This is a genomic window from Micromonospora sp. A200, assembly GCF_029893845.1.
Classification (GTDB): Bacteria; Actinomycetota; Actinomycetes; order Mycobacteriales; family Micromonosporaceae; genus Micromonospora; species Micromonospora purpureochromogenes.
This window is the reverse complement of sequence record NZ_JARXXY010000003.1, coordinates 179,156-200,151: the sequence shown is the minus strand read 5'-3', so window position 1 is coordinate 200,151 and position 20,996 is coordinate 179,156. Positions and strand designations below refer to the sequence as shown.

The following is a 20,996-nucleotide window of genomic DNA, read 5'->3' as shown; positions in this document are numbered from 1 at the left end:
CCTCAGGCCCCCATCTCCGCCTCGTAGGCCGAGCGCAGCCGGGCGCGGGCGCCCGGTGCCAGGCACACGTGCCAGGCCTGCCCCTCGTCGACCACGTTGATCTCACCGGCGGCCTGCCGGGCGAGCAGGATCTCAGCGAGGGTGTCCCGGACGCCGAAGCGCGTGAACCAGGCCATCTCCACGTCCACCGCCCAGCCGAGGCAGTGGCCGCTGGGCACCATCGCGGCGTACCCGAGACGGCGCAGCTGGTACTGGTGCTCGGCGCTGCGCACCAGGCTGGTCACCCAGAGCGGCGGGGTGGCCGGCGGGGTGGCCCGGGCCAGCTCGCGGGCCAGGTCGTTGAGGAGTGCCACCACCTCGCGCCGGGTGCGCCGGAACTTGACCCCGGCGGTGCGCGGGGTGGCGTCCGGGCGGAGCTTGCGGCGCACCGCCCGGACGCCCCGGCCGAGCACGGTGGCCGGCTGCTCCTGGTAACGGAAGGCGAGCAGCCCACGTCGGCGCAGCCACTCCAGGTCGACCAGGTCCGGATGGGTGTCGACCTGGTCGTCGGTGAGGAAGGTGGTGGTGTCGCGCCACCACATCACGTCGATGCGGGAGAGCAGGTAGATCCGGACCAGCGCGGTGAGGTCGCTCGCCGAGGTCCGCTCGTTCGGCTGGTAGCGGGCCATCTCCAGCAGCAGCGTCTCGCGGGCGCCGATGAACCCCTGCGGGGTCGCGTCGAGCACCGCGGCGATCGCCGGCTCCCGCAACCGCTGGTCGAGCAGCACCTGGCGGGCCGCGCTGGACGTCGCGTCGGCGAGCGCTCCCACCTCCACCAGCAGCTCCGCCACGGCCTCGCGGTACGCGTCGAGGTCCGGCGGGGCGGTCGGCACCGCGCGGGCTCGGCCCAGCGCGGGCGACCGGCGCGCCGGGGCGGGCGAGGAGACGGACGGGCCGGGTTGGGGGCCGGAACTTCGGCTGGGCACGCGCATGGTCGGGTCCTCTCCCGGTACGACACGGTGCGGATGAACCTGAAACACACCGTAAGCACCCGGAACAGGGAAAGTGCGAGCAATCCTCCCATCCACCCCTAAGGGCGACGACCGGTCGCTGTCATCCGCTGCACGTCCGCGTACGACGGCAGCGCCGGATCCGGCTCCACCGTCCCCGTCCGGACGGCGTCGGCGGTGCGGACCACGGCGGCCAGGGCCGCCCGGAACAGCAGCGAGCCGGTGCTGACCCGGGCCACCCCGAGGCGGCCGAGCGCCGCCGGCGACGGCCCGCCGGGCTGGGCCAGGACGTTCAGCGGCGCGTCGACCGCGTCGGCCAGCCGCCGGACGACGTCCGGGTCGCCGACCCCCGGGACGAAGACGCCGTCCGCCCCGGCCCGGCGGTAGGCCCACGCCCGCGGCAGCGCCTGCTCCAGCGGGTCGGGCCGGCCGAGCCACCAGGCGTCGGTGCGGGCGTTGACGAAGAGCCCGGGCACCCGGGCCCGGACCGCCTCGATCTTCGCCACCACCAGGGCCGGATCGGCGAGGCTGCCGTCGGGCCGCCCGTCCTCCAGGTTGATCCCGACCACGCCGAGGGCCGCCAGCTCGGCGGCGTACCCGGCGACGGCCGACGGATCGTCGCTGAAGCCGGCCTCGACGTCCACGGTCACCAGCACCGGCAACCGGACCAGCAGCTCGGCGAGGCGGAGGGTCTCCTCGGCGGTGGCCGCCAGCCCGTCCGGCCGACCGGCGGCCGCGGCCACGCCGAGGCTGGTGGTGCCGACCGCCGGATGGCCGGCGGCGGCCAGGGCGGCGCCGGAGGCGTGATCCCAGGCGTTGGGCAGCACCAGCGGCCGGCCGGGGCGGTGCAGGGCGCGGAAGGCGGCGTGGCGGTCGCTCACCGGGGCACCGCCGGGCGGGTGTGCGGGACACGGGGCGCGTGCTCCGGTCGGGGCGGCGGGCCGGCCGGGCGTTCGCGCAGCACGTCCACCACCCCGGTGGCCAGGGCCAGCGCGTGCCGTTCGCCCGGGCAGCCGTGCGGGCCGGCGCCGAAGGTCAGCACGGACCGGCCCGGCGCGAACCGGTCCGGCGCGGTGACCACCACCGGGTCCCGGTTCGCCGCGTCGAAGCGCAGCACCAGCTCCGCGCCGGACGGGACCGGCTGCCCACCCACCCGGGCCGGGCGGGCGGCGATGCGGCGGGTGGCGCGTACCGGCGGGTCGAGGCGCAGCACCTCGGCCAGCAGCGCCGCGGTGGGCACCGACGGGGGCAGCGCCGGGGCGTACCGGGCGGCGGCGCCGATCAGCGCGGCGGTCGCGTCGCAGGCCTGCACCAGCAGCCCGATCCGGTTGGCCAGCGCCTCGGGCGGACCCGCCGGGGACATCGCCACCAGCGCCGCCACCGCCCGGTCCGCGCGGCGCACCGCGGCCGGCCCGGCACCGGGCTGGTAGGCGGCGGCCACCACGGTCACCGCCGGCACCGCGGCGGCGGGATCGGCCAGGCCAAGCCGGGCCGCCAACACCCGCAGCGGTACGCCCCGGGCCAGCCGCGCCGACCCGGCGAGCGGGTCGCGGTCGAGTTCCTCGGCGGTCAACCGGGTGGCGTCACGCCGCAACCGGTCCGGCGCGCAGTCGCCGAGCGCGGCGACGGCGGCGCCCCGCCGGGCGGGATGCCGGTCCGGCCCGCTGAACCGGGCGACGGTGCCGCGCAGCCAGGCGAGGCTGCCGGGCGGTCCCGGCGCCGCCTCGGGCACCCGGAAGTCCGGATCGGTGAGCACACCGCACACGTCCGCGTGGCGGGTCACCGACCAGACGCCGCCGTCGAGGGTCGGCGGGCCGCAGGCCGGGGTGTCGGGGCCGGGTGGGATCAGGGGCGTCGGGTCGCTCATCCGTCCGACGCTAGGTGCGGATCGCTTCGGCGCCGACCGAACTCTGCCGGGACCGATGCCGGCCTCGGCGGCACTTCGCGGGGTTGACGTCGACCTCGTCCGGGTCAGGCGCGTCGGGGCTGCCCCGGTTCGGGCGCGACCGCCCGGGTCGGGCCGGCTGCGCTGGTCAGGCGCGCCGCCGCCGGCGGGACGACCGCGCGGGTCGGGCCGGCCGGGCCGGTCAGGCGCGTCCGCCGCCAGCGGGACGACCGCGCGGGTCGGGCCCGCCGGGCCGGTCAGGCGCGTCCGCCGCCAGCGGGACGACCGCGCGGGTCGGGCCCGCCGGGCCGGTCAGGCGCGTCCGCCGCCACCGTCGCGGCGGGGCGGCACCAGCTCGCCGGCGTCGATCCCCAGCACCTCGGGCAGCGCCGCCACGCCGGCCGGGGTCACCCGCACGCTGCGCCCGGTGCCGCGCGTCGTCCAGCCCAGTTCCGCGAAGCGGCGGCACAGCGCGGCGCCGAGCGCGCCGGCCAGGTGGGGACGGCGTTCCGTCCAGTCCAGACAGTCCCGCACCAGGGGCCGCCGGCCGCCGCGCAGCGGCGCGACGCCGAGGTCGGCCAGCCAGTCCCGGCCGGTCGGGGTGATCGCGAGACCCTCCGCGCCGTCGAGCAGACCGCGGGTCAGCAGGGCGTCGCGCAGCCGGACGCCGAGCCGCCCGGCGAGGTGGTCGTAGCAGGTCCGGGCGTGGGCCAGGGCGGCGTCGGCGGTGGCCACGCGCAGCGATCCGGCCGGGCGCGGGGCCGGCGACACGTGCCCGGCCAGGTCCTCGATCAGCTGGGCCACCGCCGGGCCCGCCAGCCGCAGGTAGCGGTGCCGTCCCTGGCGCTCCTCCACCAGCAGGCCGCCCCGGACCAGCCGGGTGAGGTGTTCGCTGGCGGTGGAGGGGGCCACCCCGGCACCGCGCGCCAACTCGCCTGCCGTCCACGCCCGTCCGTCGAGCAGGGCCAGGCAGATGCCGGCCCGGGTCTCGTCGGCGAGCAGGGCGGCCAGGTCGGCGAGGCGGCGGCCGTCGGTGGGCGCAGCGGTCATCCGCCGATGGTGCCACGGCGACAGTTCGGTCGGCGCCGACCCGTGCCGACACCTTTACATCGTTGTATTCATCGTTGTAGAACTGGACGGAATGACGCACCGACCACCATTCACCCCAACCGAGGCAGGTCTGATGGGTCAACTCCGCCGCGGCGGCGCGCTCGCCGCCGTACTCGGTCTGCTCCTGGCGGCGGTCGCCTCCGCGCCCGCCACCGCCGGAGCCGACACCCCCGACCGCTACCGCAACCCGCTCTCCGCCGGGTTCGCCGACACCTTCGCCGACCCCGTCGTCGTCCGCGGCGACGACGGCTTCTGGTACGCCTACGGCACCACCGACCCGCTGCGCGAGGGCGAGAAGCGGTTCCACCGGGTGCCCACCGCCCGCTCCGCCGACCTGGTCGACTGGACCTACCTCGGCGACGCCTTCGGCCCCGACCAACGCCCGCCGTACGCCACGGCCGGCGCCGGCTTCTGGGCCCCCGACGTGCGCCGGGTCGGCGACCGGTGGGTCATGTACGTGACCGTCACCGACACCACCGTCTCCCCCGACGGCGGCGACTTCGCCGTCGGCGCGGCGACCGCCCCCACCCCGACCGGCCCGTGGACCTTCGCCGACCAGCCCGTGGTGGCGCCCCGTCCCGGCGGCGGCGGTGGCTGGCTCTGGACCATCGACCCGTCCCAGTTCACCGACGTCGACGGGAAGCACTACCTCTACTACGGCAGCTACTACGGCGGCATCTCGGTCACCGAGCTCTCCGCCGACGGGCTGCGCGCGGTCGGAGCGCCCACCCTGGTCGCCATCGACAACAAGTTCGAGGGCAGCTACGTGCTGCGCCACGACGACTGGTACTACCTCTTCGCCTCCACCGCCAACTGCTGCGCCGGCCCGGCCACCGGCTACTCGGTCCAGGTGGGCCGCGCGACGAGCCCGCGCGGGCCGTTCGTCGACCGCGACGGCATCCCGCTGACCGCATCCCGGGCCGGCGGCACGCCGGTGCTCACCCAGAACGGCAACCGCTGGATCGGCACCGGGCACAACGGGTTCCTCACCGACCTGTCCGGGCAGGACTGGATCGTCTACCACGCCATCGACCGGGCCGACCCGTACCTGGACGAGCCGTTCGGCATCAACGAGCGGCCGATGCTGATCGACCGCCTCGACTGGATCGACGGCTGGCCCCAGGTCAACGCCGGCGCCGGCCCGTCCGACGGCGACCGCCGGGCGCCGGTGACCACCGCCCGACTCGACGCCCGCTTCGACTCCCCGGCTCTGACCGGCTGGACCGGCAGCGGCGCGTGGCGGGTATCTGACGGCCACCTCACCGGCACCGGCGCGCTGACCAGCCGCACGGTGACCGGCGGCGACCTGCGCGCGGAGGCCGACCTGCGGCTCACCGGCGCGGCGTCGGCCGGACTGACCGTCGGCCGGGTCGAGGTACGCCTCGACGCCGCCGCCGGCCGGCTCGTCGCCTGGGAGGCGGGCGGCGCGACGGCGAGCGTGCCCCTGCCCGCCGCTCTCGACCCCGCCGACCCGCACAACCTCGCCGTCGAGGTGCGCGACCGGCAACTCGTCGCCGAGCTGAGCCCGGCCCGGCTGGGCGACCAGCTCGCCGTGGTGTCGCTGCGGCTGGCCCGGCCGGCGGTCGGCCGACTCACCGTCACCGCGACCGGCGGCGCGGCGGAGTTCGACAACGTCAGCGCCGCCCGGCTGCACCGGCCCGCCCCACGGGCGGTGCCGGAGCCCCGCGTCGGCGGGATGCTGCCGGTGTACTCCGACGAGTTCGCCGACGGCCTCGACCCGGCGTGGCGCTGGGTCCGCGAGGATCCGGCGGCGACCGTCTCCGGTGGCGCGCTGCGCTGGCCGGTGCAGGCGGCGGACCTGACCGGCACCGGCAACAGCGCCGGGGTGCTGCTGCGCGACGCGCCGGCCGGCGACTACGTGGTCGAGACGAAGGTGACCCTCGACCTGGGCGAGGAGACGGTCCGCAACTACCAGCAGGCCGGCCTGGTCGCGTACGTCGACGACGACCGGTTCGCCCGGCTGGCCCAGGTGGCGATCTGGAACACCCGTCAGGTCGAGTACGGCTACGAGCTGCCCTTCGCCGGCCAGCCCGTCTACGGCGGGAACATCGTCGGCACCCCGGCCACCACCACCTGGCTGCGGCTGGCCCACCGGGTCGACCCGGCCACCGGCGAGCACGAGTTCCGGGCCGGCTCCAGCCGGGACGGGACGAGCTGGACGTGGGGCGGGGCGTGGACGTTCCCGGCGGACACGACTCCACGGATCGGCCTGGTCGCGCACGGCGGCGCGGAGCCCCCGGTGACCGCCGTCTTCGACTACGTCCGCTTCCACCGATGAGTCCCCGGGCGGGTGCGCGCCGACGTCGCGCCGCACCCGCCCGGCCGGCCCCTGCCCGGAGGCGGGCGCGCTTCGAGTCGGATTCGAGTCCGGTCTGGAATCCTGCATCGCGCCACAGCCGGTCCCGACTCGGCTAGAACGGAAGATGTCCACCGGCCCGTGGGCCCGGCCATCCGCCCCGGGCAGGCGTCGACCGGTGCCGTGATCGGGAGCGCGCCGACGCACCCGACCCGGCCGCCGCGACGGCTCGACATCCAGGACTCTCGAGGTGAACATGACGCAGGACTCCACCGGCACGATCCGGACGGCACCGACGCCCGACGAGGAACTCGTCGCGCTCCGGCGTGAGCTCCGGGCACTCACCGACCACCGCGAGATCTCCGAGCTGGTGGCCCGGCTCGGCAGGTGGCTGGACGGCCGCTGCCTCGGCGACGCGGACACGCTGTTCGCGCCGGACGCGGTCGCCGTGACGCCGGGCGGCACCGACGAGGGCCGTACGCGCCTGGTCGAGCAGGCGCAGCAGCACCACGCCCACTACCACCGACTCCAGCACTCGATGGCGCACCTGCTCGTCGAGCAGGACGGCGACCGGGCGTCGGGGCAGGCGAACCTGACCGCCGTCTTCGTCGAGAACGACCCGCCCGCCGTCCGGGTCCTCGCCGGCGACTACCGCTTCGGCTTCGTCCGTACCGCCGACGGCTGGCGGTTCTCCCGCCTCGAGATCCGACCCACGTGGATGTCGACCGCATCGCAGGTCGTGCTCATCCCCCCGCCCGCCGGGGCCTGACCGGTCAGACCGCCCGGCCGACGGCACGTACGGCGCCGTCGCCCGGGCGGCACGGCCGCCCCGCCCGGGCTGACTGCGTCGACGGGCGACCGGCACGTCGCCGGCTCAGAAGAGCTGGTCGTGCTCGACCTTGCGGGAGCGCAGCAGCAGACCGCCGTCCTCGCCGCGCACGATCACGTCCCGGACGACGCAGCTCGGCGCGATGTCCGGCTTACCACCCGGGCGCGTCGTGATCACCAGCGCGTAGCAGGTCGAGCGGATGCTCCCGTCGTCCTGCGGTTCGAGATCGATCATGTTGAACCAGTGCCGGCGCTGCACCGGGTCGTTCTCGAACCGCTTGTGGAACTCGTGCAGGTCGGCGGCGATGCCGGCCCGGGTCCGGGCGGGTTCCCGTCCGGGCGTGTGACCGAACTCCGCGTCCTCGGTGAACGTCTCGGCATAGGCCTCCAGCTTGCGTTCGTCGAGCTGGCGCATCTGCCGCGCGTAGAACTGCTGGACCTCCGTGTACAGCTCCGTGAACGAGGTGGACGTCGGCATGGGTGACCTCCGGGATGGCTGGCCTGGACAGGGGCACCGGAGGGCGGGCCCCGGCGGCACCACGATGACCGTCCGGACTCGAATCCGGCTCGAAGGCCGGGCGCGCGGCCCGGCCTCGACGCCCGGCTCTCCAGGCACCCTCGACCGGTGTTCGAGGACGGACGGTGATCCTCGGCGGCGTCACAGTCGGCCGTGCGGTGAAGGGAAGCCAATGTCGGAGCAGAGCCAGCGAGTCGCGATCGTGTCCGGGGCCACCAGCGGAATTGGGCTGGCGGTCGCCCGGTCGATCGCTCGCAGCGGGGCACGGGTCTACCTCTGTTCCCGCCGTGAATCGGCGGTCGCGGACACCGTCAAGAGCCTCCAGTCGGAGGGGCTCGACGTCGACGGCCGTAGCTGCGACGTGCGGTCCGCGGAGGACGTCACGCGGTTCGTGGGCGCGGCGGTGGAGCGGTACGGGCCGATCGACGTCCTGGTCAACAACGCCGGACGCCCGGGCGGCGGCGCCACGGCCGAGATCGACGACGAACTCTGGTTCGACGTCATCAACACCAACCTCAACAGCGTGTTCCTGATGACCAAGCAGGTCCTCACCACCGGCGGCATGTTGGCGCGGGGCCGGGGTCGCGTCATCAACATCGCTTCCACCGGCGGCAAGCAGGGTGTGGTCCACGCCGCCCCCTACTCGGCCTCGAAGCACGGCGTGGTGGGCTTCAGCAAGGCCCTCGGCCTGGAGCTGGCGAAGACCGGCATCACCGTGAACGCGGTGTGCCCCGGGTTCGTGGAGACCCCCATGGCCGAACGGGTGCGGGAGCACTACGCGGACATCTGGGGCGTCGACGAGGCCGAGACCCACGCCCGGATCACCGGACGGGTCCCGATCGGCCGCTACGTCGAGGTGGAGGAGGTCGCCGCAATGGTGTCGTACCTGATGAGCGACGGCGCCGCCGCGGTGACCGCGCAGGCGATGAACGTCTGCGGTGGGCTCGGCAACTACTGACAGTCACGGGACACCGGCCCGGCCGGACACGGATCGAGCAGCCGGACCCGGCACGGTTTCGAGGAGAGGCACCGTCATGACGAGTGACACCACCCGGGCGCCGCACCGGCCACCGGAAGAGACGCCCGACGACCACGACCCCCGGGCGATGCGGGACATGCAGGCCGCGCTGGAACTGGTCCGCAGCAGCACCCTGGAACTGCTGACCGGTTTCGGCCGTACCCCGAGCGCCCTGCGCGTGCGGGCCGGCGGCGTGACGGTCGAGGCCGAATGGCCGGTGGAACCGACGACGGCCCACGCCGCCACCGACGCTCCCGTGCCCGTGGCCCCTGGCTCCACACCCGTCGCCGTCGAGCCGGACGGCCACCAGGTCCGCTCACCGGCGGTCGGGGTCCTGTTCCACGCGCCGTCACCCGGCGCCCCGCCGTTCGTCTCGGTGGGCGACACGGTGGCCCCGGGCCAGCAGCTGGCGATCGTGGAGGTGATGAAGCTGATGATCCCGGTCGAGTGCACGGTGCACGGCACGGTCAGCGCGGTGCTGCACGACAACGGCGAGCCGGTGGAGTACGACGACCCGCTCTTCCTCATCAACGTCACCGACGGCTCCTGACCGGCCCGCTCCGCCCGGTCGTCGCCATCGCGGACGACCGGGCGGGGTCGGCTGGTCACCGGGCGGCCAGTCCGGCGAGCCGGCTGTCCTCCCCCTGCAGGACGGTCAGCTGCAAGCGTTGCATCTGGACGGTCGGCTCGACCCCGAGCTCGCGGGCAAGGATGCCGCGCAGGTTCTGATATGCCTGCAACGCCTCCGCCCGGCGGCCCGACTCGTAGAGCACTTCGATCAACTGAGCGTGGAAGGACTCGTTGAGCGGATGGGCGGCGACGAGGGCACGCAGTTCCGCCACGAGCTCCAGGTGGCGGCCGAGCCGGCGCTCCGCGGTGATCCGCAGGTGGGTCGCCTGGAGTCGCACCTCGTCGAGGTGGGCGATGTGCGCGGCCAGCACCTCCCCGACCGCCAGACCGGCGAACGCCGGACCCCGCCAGAGGTCGAGTGCCGTGCGGAGTTCACGCAGCGCCGCCTCCGGCTCGTCGTCAACCAACAATTCACGCGCCCGCTGCACGAGTCGTTCGAAGATATTCACGTCCACGTCCTGCGCCGCGATCCGCATGGCATAACCGGGCGCCCTGGTCGACACCAGGTCCTGACCGAGCGGTGACAACTCGCGCGCCAACATCCGCCGGCCGTGGTAGATGTACGTCTGAAGGGTGGTGACCGCGCTGCGCGGCGGCTTCTCGCCCCACAATTCCCTAATGAGGGTGTCGACCGCCACCGCATCGGGGCACCGGGCGATCAGCAACGCCAGCACCTGCCCGGTTTTCGACGGGCTCACATCGATCGACCTGTCGTCATCCGTGATGATTTCCAGTGGGCCCAGAACGTTGAACCTCATAGGTACTCCCCCGTCGCTCACGGTGCTTCTGCCGTCGCTCTCGATAGACCGGAAGAACAGCCGGAAAGCGGTCTGATCCGCACCGCCCCCACGCCGCTGAGAAGTCGGGACGCGCGGCCGATCCCCCTTGTCACGGCCATGGCCACCCCCTTGGACCAGCAAAGTGGAGGACCCTCCACTTCCCGCTACTGGGCGCCAGTTTACACATGCTCGCCACTCCTCAGGGCGATCTGTTTCCCGATCACCGAGGGGCCCGCAGGGGACTGTTTCCGCAGGAAGAGGCGCGATTTCTCGGCCCCGGGCGGGGTGATTGCCTAACTGTGACGAAGCGCACTGTCACATCGATGTCTGTATCCATCAGATATCGCGTCCCGACATACGTAAAGAAGGGGAGGATTCGGACACCGGATTCCCTTTCATCGTCAGCTATTCACCACATCAACGAAGTGGTGACGGAAAGCCAACAGGACTCCCCCATTCGGGTGATCACATTGGACCTTACGACGCTGTTTCGGAATTGACGTCGCGAATACCGTATTGATTGCGGCTCAGTGTTCCGACAGCACCCGATGAACGGGACCGGGCGAGCATCCACGGGGGTGGAATTCGGCACTCGCTCTCGACCCGATCCGGGCCGACGGGCCTCGTGCGCCGGAAATCACGCGCGAACTCCGCGTCTCTTCCCGAACGGTCCGCCCGTCGCGATCTTCCGGTCCCGCCGGACACGTCCGCGCACCCGAGAATGCGAATGGGAAGGAACGGCATGGCACACATCAGCAGGAGAAGCCTGCTCAGCGGGACCGCCGCGGTCGCGGGTACCGCCGTGGCGGGTATGGCCACGGGAGCGCCCGCGCACGCCGCCACGACCACCACGACCACTACGACAACCACGACGCCCGCGCTGACGGTCACCCCGGGCGACCCGCGCTACCCCGACCTCGTCGTCGGCAACAACCAGCGGTGGGTCGCGACGCCCGACGCCGTACGGCTGGTCACCTCGTCCGCCCAGGTGCTGCAGGCGGTGCAGGAGGCGGTCGACGCCGGCAAGCGGGTCTCCGTGCGCAGCGGCGGGCACTGCTACGCGGACTTCGTCTACCACTCCGCCAGCAAGGTCGTCATCGACATGTCGGCGATGAACCGGATCTCCTACGACCAGCACCGCCAGGCCTTCGCGGTGGAGCCCGGGGCCCTGCTCATCGCCGTGTACGAGACGCTGCAGAAGGGCTGGAACGTCACCCTTCCCGCCGGCGTCTGCCCGACCGTGGGCATCGGCGGACACGCCACCGGCGGCGGCTACGGACTGCTCTCCCGCAGCCACGGGGTCGTCGCCGACCACATCGAGGCGGTCGAGATGGTCGTCGTCGACGCGAACCGCGTCGCCCGGCTCGTGGTCGCCTCCCGCGCCTCCACCGACCCGAACCGGGACCTGTGGTGGGCGTGCGCGGGCGGCGGAGGCGGCAACTTCGGCATCATCACCCGCTACTGGTTCCGCTCGCCGAACGCCGCCGGCACCATCCCCGGTCAGCAGCTGCCCCGTCCGCCGCGCGAGGTGCTCGTCAGCAACGTGCCGGTGCCCTGGGTGGCCCTCGACCAGGCCAGGTTCACCACCCTCGTGCGCAACTTCGGCACCTGGTACGCGCAGAACGCCGGCGCCGACTCCCCCTACACCGCGCTGTCCGGGGTGGCGTTCATCCCGCACCGGTCCGCCGGGGGCATGGGGCTGCTGACCCAGATCGACGCGGGCGTGCCCGACGCCGAGAGGCTGCTCGCCGACTACCTCGCCGCCGTCACCCGGGACACCGGTATCACCGCCCCGTACCCGCCCCGGCGGCTGCGGTGGCTGGCGGCCACCCGGCTCATCGGCACCAGCAACCCGGCCACCATGCTGGACCCGACGATGCGCAGCGCGGTGAAGTCGGCATACCTACGCCGCAGCTTCACCGACACCCAGATCGCGGCCCTCTGGCGGAACCTGACCCGCCAGGACTACGCGAACCCCAACGCGACCCTCCAGCTCACCGGGGTCGCCGGCGGCAAGGTCAACAGGGTGGCGACCACCGCCACCGCGTACCCGCACCGCAACTCGGCGTTCCTGGCCCTCTACGAGAACTTCTGGATCAACCCGGCGGAGGACGCCCAGCACGTCGGCTGGCTCCGCGACATCTACGGCCAGACGTTCGCCGCCACCGGCGGTTACCCGGTGCCGAACGACCAGACCGACGGTTGCTACATCAACTCGCCGGACATGGACATCCGCGACCCCGAGATCAACCGCTCCGGCGTACCGTGGTCGACCCTTTACTACAAGGAGAACTACCCCCGGTTGCAGCAGGTGAAGGCCCGCTGGGATCCGACGAACTTCTTCCGGCACTCGCAGTCGATCACGCTGCCCTGACGCGATCGGCGCCGGCCCCGAGCGGGGCCGGCGCCGAGAGCCGCGCCACGAGACGGCGGCGCCGGACCGGGTCCGGCGCCGCCGTTACCGTCGGTCCGTCAGCTGGTCGACCAGGGCCGTGGTGTGCGTGGCGGTCCGGAACCGGGGATCGTCGAGCACCTGCCGCAGGAAGTCCACCGTGGTGTGCAGGCGGGGCCCGGAGATGCGGAACTCGGCCAGGGACCGCAGCATGCGCGCGATGGCCTCGTCGCGGCGGGGCGCCCAGACCACCAGCTTGGCCAGGAGCGAGTCGTAGTTCGGCGGCACCTCGTAGCCGGCGTGCACATGGGAATCGACCCGGACGAACGGGCCGCCGGGTGGCACGAACTCCGTCACCAGGCCGGGCGCCGGGGCGAAGTCCCGCGCCGGGTCCTCCGCGTTGATCCGGCACTCGATCGCCACCCCGCGGGGCCGGACGTCGTCCTGCGTGAACGCGAGCGGCTCACCCGCGGCGATCTTGATCTGCTCCCGCACCAGGTCGATGCCGGTCGCCATCTCCGTCACCGGGTGCTCCACCTGGATGCGGCAGTTGACCTCCATGAAGTAGTAGCTGCCGTCGGGGTCGACCAGGAACTCGAAGGTGCCGGCGCCGACGTAACCGGCCGCGAGCGCGCCGTCGACGGCCGACCGTCCCATCCGCTCGGTGAGGTCGACGGGCAGCTCCGGCGCCGGCGTCTCCTCCACCAGTTTCTGGTGGCGTCGCTGCACGGTGCAGTCCCGCTCCCCCAGGTGCACGGCGTGACCGTACCGGTCGCAGAGCACCTGGATCTCCACGTGCCGGGCGTCGCGGAGGTACTTCTCGACATACACCCGGCCGTCGCCGAAGAGCATCTGAGCCGTCGCCTGGGTCCTGCGGTACTCGTCGAGGAAGCTGTCCCGGTCGTGGACGACCTGCATGCCGCGGCCGCCACCGCCCGCGGCGGCCTTGACGATGACGGGAAAACCGATCGTCGCCGCCAGTTCCTCGGCCGCCTCGGGGCTCAGCGGGTGGACGCTGCCCGGCAGCAGCGGCAGGCCGGCGCGGGTCATCAGGGCCCGGGCCGACGTCTTGTCGCCCAGCTCCGCCATCACGGAGGCGGGCGGACCGATCAGGGTGACGCCGAGCGATTCGCACGCGTCGGCGAAGTCCGGTGACTCGGAGAGAAACCCGTACCCGGGATGGATGGCGTCGGCGCCCGACTGCTCGGCGGCCTGGAGCACGGCGGCCGCGTTGAGGTAGCTGCGGGTGGGCGGCGCCGGACCGATCTGCACCGCCTGGTCGGCGAGCTGGACGACGGCCGAGTCACGGTCCCGGGTGGAGTGCACGGCGACCGTCGGGATCCCGAGCTCCCGGCAGCAACGGGCGATCCGCAGGGCGATCTCGCCCCGGTTGGCGATCAGGATCTTCTTGAACATGCTCAATGCACCTCTCCGCCGATCGTCAACAGCTCCGCCTCCACGGTCACGGCCGAACCGAACTGGCGGAAGCGGGCCCGCCGATCGGCGCCGAGCTGGTCGGGGGCGAGCGCGCCCAGCTCGTGCAGGCTCGCCCGCAGGGCTGCGCCGAGCAGCTCGGCCGCACGCAGCGGGTCCGCCCCCGTACCGCCCTCCGGCTCGACCAGTACGCCGTCGACCACACCGAGGCGCAGCAGCTCCCGGGCGTCCAGCCCGAGCGCCGCGGCGGCACGCGGGGCCGCGGCGGGGTCCTTCCAGACGATCGCGGCGCAGCCCTCCGGGCTGATCACCGAGTAGACGCTGCTGGAGAACATCAGCACCCGGTTGGCCACGGCGAGGCCGAGCGCGCCACCGCTGCCACCCTCCCCGATGATCACCGTCACCACCGGCACCGACAGGAAGGCCATCAGGCGCAGGTTCTCGGCGATCGCCACCGCCTGGCCCTGCTCCTCGGCGTCCGCTCCGGGATAGGCGCCGGGGGTGTCCACGAGCGTGACGATCGGCAGGTCCAGCTTCTCGGCCAGACGCATCAGCCGGGCCGCCTTCCGGTAGCCGGCCGGCACCGGCATGCCGAAGTTGCGGCGCATCAGCTCGGCCGGGTCGTGCCCCTTCTGCTGGCCGAGCACCAGCACCGGCCGGCCGTCCAGCCACGCGGTTCCACCCACCACCGCTGGACAGTCGCCGGAGATCCGGTCCCCGTGCAGCTCCTGGAAGTCGGTGAAGACGAGGGACAGGTAGTCCAGCGTCGTCGGCCGGGTGAGGTCCCGCGCCTGGGAGACGTGCCGCCACGGGTCCGGCTCGGGCAGCGCACGGTGGTCACGGACGACCGGGTCCGCCGGCGCGGGGCCGCCGGAGCGTACGCCGGTGAAGGTGGCCGCGCGCAGCAGCCGGCCCAGTTCCTGGCGCAGTCGCCCCCGCTCGACGATCATGTCGATCATCCCGCGGGCCAGCAGGAACTCGGCCGTCTGGAACCCCTCGGGCAGGACCTGGCGGATGGTCTGCTCGATGACCCGGCGACCGGCGAAGCCCAGCCGGGCCCCCGGCTCGGCGACGATCACGTCGGCGAGCGTCGCGAAGGAGGCGGCCACCCCGCCGTACGTCGGGTCGGTGATCACCGAGACGGTCAGCACACCGGCCCGGTCCAGGGCACCCAGCGCGGCGCTGGTCTTGGCCATCTGCATGAGCGACAGCGCCCCCTCCTGCATCCGCGCGCCGCCGGAGGCCGTCACGATGATCAGCGGGGTGTGCTCGGCCAGCGCCGTCTCGGCGGCGATGGTGATCAGCTCGCCGACGGCGCTGCCGAGGCTGCCGCCGAGGAAGCGGAAGTCCATCACCGCGATGATCGCCGGGACACCCTCCACCGTGGCCCGGGCGCAGAGCACCGCCTCGTTCAGTCCGGTGCGGGCGCGGGCGTCGGCGAGCCGCTCGGCGTAGGGCACCCGGTCGACGAAGCGCAGCGGGTCACTGCTGGTCACGGTGACGGCCAGCGGCTCGTAGCGCCCCTCGTCGGCCAGCATCCCGAGCCGCTGCTCGGCGGTGAGCGGCAGGTGCAGGCCGCATTCGGGGCAGACCCGGTGGTTGCGGATCAGGCGCTTGCCGTAGACCGGGGTGCGGCAACCCCGGCACAGCAGCCAGTCGGTGTCGGTGGAAACAGCTGTGGTGCGGGACATGGGGTTCTCCTCGCGACGGAAGCCGATCGGCGGGCGCAGGGCTCAGATCTTGAACACCTGGTCCGCGTAGGCGCTGGCGGCGGGCGGGAACTGCAGCGCCACGTGACTGCTGGCGGTGTTGACGTCACGCCAGGCGCGCTGCATCGGGCTGCTGGTCGCGTGCCCGGACGTGCCGGCCGCCCGGAACAGCCGGTTGACCGCCTCGACGAGCAGGTCCATGGCGAGCGAGCAGTCCCGCAGGTTGCGGCTGGTCTCCAGCGGGGTGATGCCGGCGCCCTGGTCGGCGGCGGCGGCCGCCCGTTCCAGCAGCAGTTCCGCGGCGTCGATCTCGCCGGCGCTCCGGGCGAGGGTGACGTCCTGCTCGACGCGCCGGGGCGGCACCGGGCCGGACCCGGCGGCGGCGGAGCGGATCTTCTCGGTGACGTGGGCGGTCCAGGCCCGTTCCATCCCGCGCGCCGCGCCGAGCACGGGGGCGACGAACGACAGCCCGTTGACCGCGGGCAGCGGCACCACGTGACAGGGCTCGGTGGAGGCGGCCGCGGCGCCGGTGAACAGGTGCGCCCGGTCGAAGGACCTGGCGTCCGGGACGAGGACGTCCCGCACGACGACGGTGTTGCTCCCGGTCGCGCCCATCCCCACGTTGAACCAGGTGTCGGTGATGTCGTAGGCGGCGCGCGGCACGGCGAACACCCGCGCCGCCGGCGGGCCGTCGGACGGGACCTGGCCGCAGAGCAGCGCCCAGTCCGCGAAGCCCACGGCACTGATGTAGGCCCACCGCCCGGAGAGCCGCCAGCCACCGGAGACCGGCTCGGCACGGCCGGTCGGGCTCAGCGACCCCACCACCACCGCGTCGGGACCGTCCGCCCACACCTCCGCCTGGCCCTCGGCCGGGAGCAGCCCCGCCATCCGGCCCAGGTTCGCCACCAGGGAGGCGCACCAGGCCGTCGCCGTGCAGGCCTCGCCGATCCGGGCGACGGCGCGGGTCAGGTCGGTGAAGGTGCCGGCGTTGCCGCGGTGTCGGGTCGGCGCGAAGTGACGCGCGAACCCGGCGTCGATCAGAGCGTGCACGACGTCCGGGTCGAGCCGGCGGTCGGCCTCGGACGCGGCGGCGCAGCGCGCCGCCACCGCGGCGAGGTCCGCCACCGCGGTGGGCGTGAGACGCGTGGCCGGTGAACTCTGCTCGCGCATGGTGGATGCCTCCTCGGTCCGGGCGGGACATCCGACGGCGCGGTCGGCGTGGGTTGGTCCCGCCGCTGTGCCGTGTCCCGCTGGTGACCATCGCCGGGGTCGGTCGAAGACGACTCGACCCCGGCTGGAGCACCGACTACAGGCCCAGGCCCAGAAGGTCGTCGAGGCCGGACTTGATCGCGTCGACCGCGAACCCACGCTCCCGCCGCTGGAAGGTCAGGAACGTGGCGGAGAGGGGGGCCAGCAGCGCCGCGGCCACGAAGTGGGCGTCCACCCCGGGTCGGGCGAGGCCGAGCAGCGTGACCAGGTGGATGTGGTAGATGGTGTACGGGCCACTGGTGAACCGGGCCGTCGGCGAGCTGGTCTCGGCGGCGACCAGCAGTTCCCGCTGTGCCTCGACCCGGTCGACGAGCGCGTGCAGGAACGCGCGGACGCGCTCGGCGGGCGGGCCGCCGGGGCCCAGCGGCGGCGGGCCCTGCATGAAGGCGGACTGGAACTGCCGCTCCTCCTCGTCCAGCAGGGCGAAGATCAGTCCGGCCCGGTCACCGAACCGGCGGTAGACCGTGCCCACGCCCACCCCGGCCACCCGGGCCACCTCGTCGAGCGACAGGGCGGGGATGCCGGCCCGGGACACGATCCCCGCCGCCGCCGCCAGGATCTTGCGCCGGTTCCGCGCGGCGTCGGCGCGCTCGACCGGTCGACCGGCGATCGGCAGGCTGAGCGCCACGGGTGTCCGCTCGGCCGGAGGTTGTTCGGCCACCTCTGGCCCCCTCCCTCGGTCGGCGCCGACCGGTGCCACCCGGGGCGCGGGTTGCTCCATTGTGCCGGTGCTGGGGGAAAACCACTCGCAGGACCCGACCACCGCCGATCGGCGGACGCCCGATCGGGCGACGGACCGGGACGGCAGGACGAGGGTCGTTGCACGCACGCGCCACGACGGTTACTCTCGGCACAAACGGAGGGGGTTCCGCTTAGCTTCGCGTGCTCCCCGCCGTCCTCTCCCCTCGCGTCGACAGCGGAAGGACGCCCATGACCACGAAGGTCGCCGTCATCTACTACTCCTCCACCGGCAACGTGCACGCCCTCGCGCAGGCCCTCGCCGAGGGCGCCGCCAAGGCCGGTGCGGAGGTACGCCTCCGTCGGGTCCCGGAGCTGGCCCCGGACGCCGCGATCGACAGCAACCCGGCGTGGCGGACACACCTCACCGCCACCGCCGACGTCGAGGTCGCCACCCACGACGACCTGCGCTGGGCGGACGCCTACGCCTTCGGCACCCCGACCCGTTACGGCAACGTCTCCGCGCAGCTCAAGCAGTTCCTCGACGGCACCGGTCAGCTCTGGGCCGCCGGTGAGCTGTCCGGGAAGGCCGCGACGGCCTTCACCAGCGCGGGCAACATGCAGGGCGGCAACGAGTCGACCCTGCTCGCGCTCTACAACACGATGTACCACTGGGGCTGCCTGATCGTCCCGCCCGGCTACACCGACCCGAGCGTCTACGCCGCCCACGGCAACCCGTACGGCACGGGCCACGCCGGCGGCGGCGGCCTGCCGGGCGAGCAGGTGCTCGCCGCCGCCAACTACCAGGGGCACCGGCTGGCCACGGTCGGCGCCCGGCTGCTCGGCTCCGCCGTCTGACCCACGCCGCCCGCACGTCGCACAGATCACCGTCGACGGACACCCCCGGCACGAGGGAGCACCCATGACAGACGTGGCACCGGCCCGGTCCATCGCGGAGGTTCCGCCTGGCCGCCTCTTCCACGACGAGTTCCACGACGGATTCCGCACCACCGGGCCGGACGCGCGGTGGTTCCACACCACCGCCGGCCCGCACGTCGCCGACGACGGCACGGTGCGCACCTCGGCCGAGGGGCTGCGGGTGGTCTCCGGAGGGCCCGAGGGGCGCCCGGTCTTCACCCGCACCGTCGCCCAGGACACCACGCCGGGCGCCGTCCCCGGCGTCCTCGACCACGTCAAGTGGCTCGTCTACACGACCCACCGGACGGCGGACGGCACCCCGGGCTTCGAGGTACCGGCCGGACAGGTCCTCACCGGTACGGCCGTGGTGTCCGGACGCACCCACGGCACCACCCGGCACCCCTTCGGTGACCAGGTCACCGACCCGGAGGACGACCTCCGGCTCGCCTCGACGGGGATCAACGCCGTCGATCCGGAGACGTACGTCATCTTCGACTTCCTGCTGACCAACCGGCGGGTGTACGCCTTCTACGAACGCCTCCCGTTCGCCCGCGCCGAGCTGGGCCGCTACGCGGCGTTCTCGTACGGCGTGCCGGTGGCCGACCGGTCACCGGAGGACGAGCACGAGCTCGTCCTCTCGTACGACCGGGACGCGGGCGTCGCCCGCTGGCTCCTCGACGGGCGGGAGGTGTTCCGGGTCGACCGGATCGGTCACCACCTGCCCGGCCGGGAGCACCTGATGCTCGACCACGGCGGCACCGAGGCCCTGGTCGTGCCCCGTCAGCTGAACTTCGGCATGGGGATGCTCACCCTGCTCGACGGCGCCCTGCCCGGGCACTCCCCCGTCGGCCTGGTCCGGCTGGTGGGTGACCCCGGCTTCTACGTCGATCCGGTGGCCGGCGAGCCGACCCCCCAGCGCTTCGTCGACGAGGCGAGCCGCCCGGGCAGTCGGCTCTTCGGTCAGGGGGCGGAGCTGTCGGTCCGTCGCTACACGGTGCAGCGCGGTCCGGCCCGATGACCGGGGCCGACACCGCCTGCCGGCCCGCGACGCCGATCCCGGTGGGGAGGTTGGCGGGCGTGTGGCATCTCGTCTCCTACTTCGACCTGGACGACGAGGGACGCCGGTCGCCGGGCCCGCTGGGCGTGGCGCCGGCCGGTGTCCTCGTCTACACCGCTGACGGGCACATGTCGGTCAGCATGATGCGCACCGACCGTCGCCCCGCCGGTCCCCCGTCCGGGGTGGCCGGGCGGGACGAGACGTTCATGGGGTACGCCGGCAGCTGGCGGCTGGTCGGCGACGAGATCCGCCACACCGTCCTGGTCAGCGCCCACCCGCACATGGTCGGCACCGAACTCGTCCGCGAGGCGGCCCTGGAGGGCGATCTGCTCGTCCTGCACGGCACGTCGCTGATCTCGGGACGCGCACAGCGACGCGTACTCACCTGGCGGCGCGCCGCGCCGCCGCACCCGCCCGCCCCGCCGGTGCGGGCGACAACCACCGGTGCCACCGGCACCTCGGAAGGAAGCCGATCGACATGAAGGCCCTCATCGCACAGTCCTACGGACCCGTCGACCAGCTCGTGGTCGCCGAGCTGCCGAAGCCCGACCCCGCACCGGGCCAGATCCTGATCCGGTTGCGGGCGGCGGCGCTCAACCCGCTCGACGTCAAACTGGCCACCGGCGCCATGAAGGAATTCATGCCGGTCCAGCACCCGTTCGTGCTCGGCCTGGACGCGGCCGGCACCGTCGAGGCGGTCGGCGACGGGGTGACCCGGTTCCGCCCCGGCGACGAGGTGATCGCCTTCACCCACCCGGTCGGCGGCGCCGTCGCGGAGTACGCGTTGGCGCTGGACGGGCCCGAGGTGGTGGCCCGACCGCAGGCGCTGAGCCCGGTCGCCGCCGCGGCGCTGCCGGTTGCCGCGATGACCGCGGCGAACATCGTCGAACTGGCCGATCCGGCACCGGATTCCACCATGCTCGTCGTCGGCGCCACCGGCGGGGTGGGCTCGTTCGTCGTGCAGCTCGCCGCGCAGGCCGGCGTCCGGGTGCTGGCCACCGCCCGGCCGGACGAGGTCGACTACGTCCGCGGTCTCGGCGCCGCGGAGGCGATCGACTACACCGCCGCGGACATCGTGGAGGAGACCCTCCGAGCGCAGCCCGGCGGGGTGGACGTCGTGGTCGACCTGATCAACGCCGGGCCGGGGCTCGCCGCCACGGCGGCGGCGGTCCGGCCGGGTGGGCGCCTGGTGTCGCCGGCCGGCGGCCCGCCCGCCTTCGAGCGGGACGTCACGGCCGCCTACGCGCACATCGAGGCGAGCGAGGGGCTGCTGCAGCGCCTCGTCGACCGGGCGGCCGACGGCGGGCTCGCGGTGGAGGTCGGCGCGACGTACCCGTTCGCCGAGGCGCAGCAGGCGGTGGCCGACTTCGTCGGCAAGCACACCCGGGGCAAGGTCGTCGTCACCTTCTGAGCGACCACGCTCCCCACGCCGTCCACCGGCCCCACCCGGGTGCCGGTGGACGGCA

Annotated in this window: 19 protein-coding genes; 9 read left to right on the top strand and 10 right to left on the bottom strand. The window is 73.8% G+C overall.

The genetic code is table 11. The annotated features are described in order from the left end of the window. Nucleotides 1-2: 2 nt before the first annotated feature. The 4 genes from M2302_RS04575 to M2302_RS04560 form a co-directional block, all read right to left on the bottom strand. Complete coding sequence (locus tag M2302_RS04575) at nt 3-971, bottom strand: hypothetical protein (protein ID WP_280836723.1); 969 nt, start codon at nt 969-971, stop codon at nt 3-5. Nucleotides 972-1,069: 98 nt separating this feature from the next. Continuing rightward, nucleotides 1,070-1,870, bottom strand: a complete 801-nt coding sequence (locus tag M2302_RS04570) for an isocitrate lyase/phosphoenolpyruvate mutase family protein (protein WP_280836722.1) — start codon at nt 1,868-1,870, stop codon at nt 1,070-1,072. Beyond that, nucleotides 1,867-2,856: a cytochrome P450 gene (locus tag M2302_RS04565; protein WP_280836721.1), complete on the bottom strand. Its 990-nt coding sequence runs from the start codon at nt 2,854-2,856 to the stop codon at nt 1,867-1,869. The genes M2302_RS04570 and M2302_RS04565 overlap by 4 nt, the downstream gene beginning before the upstream one ends. Before the next feature lie 330 nt (nt 2,857-3,186). Then, nucleotides 3,187-3,924 carry a winged helix-turn-helix domain-containing protein gene (locus M2302_RS04560; protein ID WP_280836720.1) on the bottom strand — a complete coding sequence of 246 codons (738 nt, stop codon included), beginning with the start codon at nt 3,922-3,924 and terminating at the stop codon, nt 3,187-3,189. Nucleotides 3,925-4,057: 133 nt separating this feature from the next. Here M2302_RS04560 and M2302_RS04555 point away from each other — a divergent pair, with 133 nt between their 5' ends. Continuing rightward, nucleotides 4,058-6,283: a family 43 glycosylhydrolase gene (locus M2302_RS04555; RefSeq protein ID WP_280836719.1), complete on the top strand. Its 2,226-nt coding sequence runs from the start codon at nt 4,058-4,060 to the stop codon at nt 6,281-6,283. Between the two features lie 274 nt (nt 6,284-6,557). Further along, nucleotides 6,558-7,070 (top strand): nuclear transport factor 2 family protein, encoded by a 513-nt coding sequence (locus M2302_RS04550; RefSeq protein ID WP_280836823.1) that lies wholly within the window; start codon nt 6,558-6,560, stop codon nt 7,068-7,070. A gap of 105 nt (nt 7,071-7,175) precedes the next feature. On the opposite strand, the gene M2302_RS04545 is transcribed toward M2302_RS04550, so the two are convergent. Next, nucleotides 7,176-7,607 carry a nuclear transport factor 2 family protein gene (locus M2302_RS04545; RefSeq protein ID WP_210777993.1) on the bottom strand — a complete coding sequence of 144 codons (432 nt, stop codon included), beginning with the start codon at nt 7,605-7,607 and terminating at the stop codon, nt 7,176-7,178. Between the two features lie 211 nt (nt 7,608-7,818). Here M2302_RS04545 and M2302_RS04540 point away from each other — a divergent pair, with 211 nt between their 5' ends. Both M2302_RS04540 and M2302_RS04535 read left to right on the top strand, forming a co-directional pair. After that, on the top strand, nt 7,819-8,604 hold the full coding sequence (locus M2302_RS04540; protein ID WP_280836718.1) for an SDR family NAD(P)-dependent oxidoreductase: 786 nt from the start codon (nt 7,819-7,821) through the stop codon (nt 8,602-8,604). Nucleotides 8,605-8,680: 76 nt separating this feature from the next. Continuing rightward, nucleotides 8,681-9,214: a biotin/lipoyl-containing protein gene (locus M2302_RS04535; protein WP_280836717.1), complete on the top strand. Its 534-nt coding sequence runs from the start codon at nt 8,681-8,683 to the stop codon at nt 9,212-9,214. Between the two features lie 55 nt (nt 9,215-9,269). On the opposite strand, the gene M2302_RS04530 is transcribed toward M2302_RS04535, so the two are convergent. After that, nucleotides 9,270-10,052: an AfsR/SARP family transcriptional regulator gene (locus M2302_RS04530; protein WP_280836716.1), complete on the bottom strand. Its 783-nt coding sequence runs from the start codon at nt 10,050-10,052 to the stop codon at nt 9,270-9,272. A gap of 763 nt (nt 10,053-10,815) precedes the next feature. On the opposite strand from M2302_RS04530, the gene M2302_RS04525 reads away from it, so the two are divergent. Next, the gene (locus M2302_RS04525) at nt 10,816-12,447 is read left to right on the top strand and encodes an FAD-binding oxidoreductase (protein ID WP_280836715.1); all 1,632 of its coding nucleotides are present in this window, start codon (nt 10,816-10,818) and stop codon (nt 12,445-12,447) included. An 84-nt stretch (nt 12,448-12,531) separates the two neighbouring features. Here the strand turns inward: M2302_RS04525 and M2302_RS04520 are convergent, their stop codons facing one another. The 4 genes from M2302_RS04520 to M2302_RS04505 form a co-directional block, all read right to left on the bottom strand. After that, nucleotides 12,532-13,881 (bottom strand): acetyl-CoA carboxylase biotin carboxylase subunit, encoded by a 1,350-nt coding sequence (locus M2302_RS04520; protein ID WP_280836714.1) that lies wholly within the window; start codon nt 13,879-13,881, stop codon nt 12,532-12,534. Nucleotides 13,882-13,883: 2 nt separating this feature from the next. Continuing rightward, a complete protein-coding gene (gene accD, locus M2302_RS04515) occupies nt 13,884-15,590 on the bottom strand; it encodes an acetyl-CoA carboxylase, carboxyltransferase subunit beta (RefSeq protein WP_280836713.1) in 1,707 nt (568 codons plus the stop codon). 42 nt (nt 15,591-15,632) lie between these two features. After that, nucleotides 15,633-16,778, bottom strand: a complete 1,146-nt coding sequence (locus M2302_RS04510) for a hydrolase (RefSeq protein ID WP_280836712.1) — start codon at nt 16,776-16,778, stop codon at nt 15,633-15,635. Nucleotides 16,779-16,914: 136 nt separating this feature from the next. Then, nucleotides 16,915-17,538 (bottom strand): TetR/AcrR family transcriptional regulator, encoded by a 624-nt coding sequence (locus M2302_RS04505; protein WP_280836711.1) that lies wholly within the window; start codon nt 17,536-17,538, stop codon nt 16,915-16,917. A gap of 269 nt (nt 17,539-17,807) precedes the next feature. Here M2302_RS04505 and wrbA point away from each other — a divergent pair, with 269 nt between their 5' ends. The 4 genes from wrbA to M2302_RS04485 all read left to right on the top strand — a co-directional run bounded on the left by wrbA (nt 17,808) and on the right by M2302_RS04485 (nt 20,941). Further along, nucleotides 17,808-18,413, top strand: coding sequence for an NAD(P)H:quinone oxidoreductase (gene wrbA / locus M2302_RS04500; RefSeq protein ID WP_280836710.1), 606 nt, complete (start codon nt 17,808-17,810; stop codon nt 18,411-18,413). A 64-nt stretch (nt 18,414-18,477) separates the two neighbouring features. Then, on the top strand, nt 18,478-19,491 hold the full coding sequence (locus tag M2302_RS04495) for a DUF6081 family protein (protein ID WP_280836709.1): 1,014 nt from the start codon (nt 18,478-18,480) through the stop codon (nt 19,489-19,491). A gap of 59 nt (nt 19,492-19,550) precedes the next feature. Then, nucleotides 19,551-20,012 (top strand): lipocalin-like domain-containing protein, encoded by a 462-nt coding sequence (locus M2302_RS04490; RefSeq protein ID WP_280836708.1) that lies wholly within the window; start codon nt 19,551-19,553, stop codon nt 20,010-20,012. Further along, entirely contained in the window at nt 20,009-20,941 is a 933-nt protein-coding gene (locus M2302_RS04485) for an NADP-dependent oxidoreductase (RefSeq protein ID WP_280836707.1), read from the top strand. Before M2302_RS04490 ends, M2302_RS04485 begins: the two co-directional genes overlap by 4 nt. Nucleotides 20,942-20,996: the final 55 nt, after the last annotated feature.

What these genes read in the sequence shown, in the direction of transcription:
- M2302_RS04575 (WP_280836723.1), bottom strand. Translation starts at nt 971, where the DNA reads ATGCGCGTGCCCAGCCGAAGTTCCGGCCCCCAACCCGGCCCGTCCGTC.
- M2302_RS04565 (WP_280836721.1), bottom strand. Translation starts at nt 2,856, where the DNA reads ATGAGCGACCCGACGCCCCTGATCCCACCCGGCCCCGACACCCCGGCC.
- M2302_RS04560 (WP_280836720.1), bottom strand. Translation starts at nt 3,924, where the DNA reads ATGACCGCTGCGCCCACCGACGGCCGCCGCCTCGCCGACCTGGCCGCC.
- M2302_RS04555 (WP_280836719.1), top strand. Translation starts at nt 4,058, where the DNA reads ATGGGTCAACTCCGCCGCGGCGGCGCGCTCGCCGCCGTACTCGGTCTG.
- M2302_RS04550 (WP_280836823.1), top strand. Translation starts at nt 6,558, where the DNA reads ATGACGCAGGACTCCACCGGCACGATCCGGACGGCACCGACGCCCGAC.
- M2302_RS04545 (WP_210777993.1), bottom strand. Translation starts at nt 7,607, where the DNA reads ATGCCGACGTCCACCTCGTTCACGGAGCTGTACACGGAGGTCCAGCAG.
- M2302_RS04540 (WP_280836718.1), top strand. Translation starts at nt 7,819, where the DNA reads ATGTCGGAGCAGAGCCAGCGAGTCGCGATCGTGTCCGGGGCCACCAGC.
- M2302_RS04535 (WP_280836717.1), top strand. Translation starts at nt 8,681, where the DNA reads ATGACGAGTGACACCACCCGGGCGCCGCACCGGCCACCGGAAGAGACG.
- M2302_RS04530 (WP_280836716.1), bottom strand. Translation starts at nt 10,052, where the DNA reads ATGAGGTTCAACGTTCTGGGCCCACTGGAAATCATCACGGATGACGAC.
- M2302_RS04525 (WP_280836715.1), top strand. Translation starts at nt 10,816, where the DNA reads ATGGCACACATCAGCAGGAGAAGCCTGCTCAGCGGGACCGCCGCGGTC.
- M2302_RS04520 (WP_280836714.1), bottom strand. Translation starts at nt 13,881, where the DNA reads ATGTTCAAGAAGATCCTGATCGCCAACCGGGGCGAGATCGCCCTGCGG.
- accD (WP_280836713.1), bottom strand. Translation starts at nt 15,590, where the DNA reads ATGTCCCGCACCACAGCTGTTTCCACCGACACCGACTGGCTGCTGTGC.
- M2302_RS04510 (WP_280836712.1), bottom strand. Translation starts at nt 16,778, where the DNA reads ATGCGCGAGCAGAGTTCACCGGCCACGCGTCTCACGCCCACCGCGGTG.
- wrbA (WP_280836710.1), top strand. Translation starts at nt 17,808, where the DNA reads ATGACCACGAAGGTCGCCGTCATCTACTACTCCTCCACCGGCAACGTG.
- M2302_RS04495 (WP_280836709.1), top strand. Translation starts at nt 18,478, where the DNA reads ATGACAGACGTGGCACCGGCCCGGTCCATCGCGGAGGTTCCGCCTGGC.
- M2302_RS04485 (WP_280836707.1), top strand. Translation starts at nt 20,009, where the DNA reads ATGAAGGCCCTCATCGCACAGTCCTACGGACCCGTCGACCAGCTCGTG.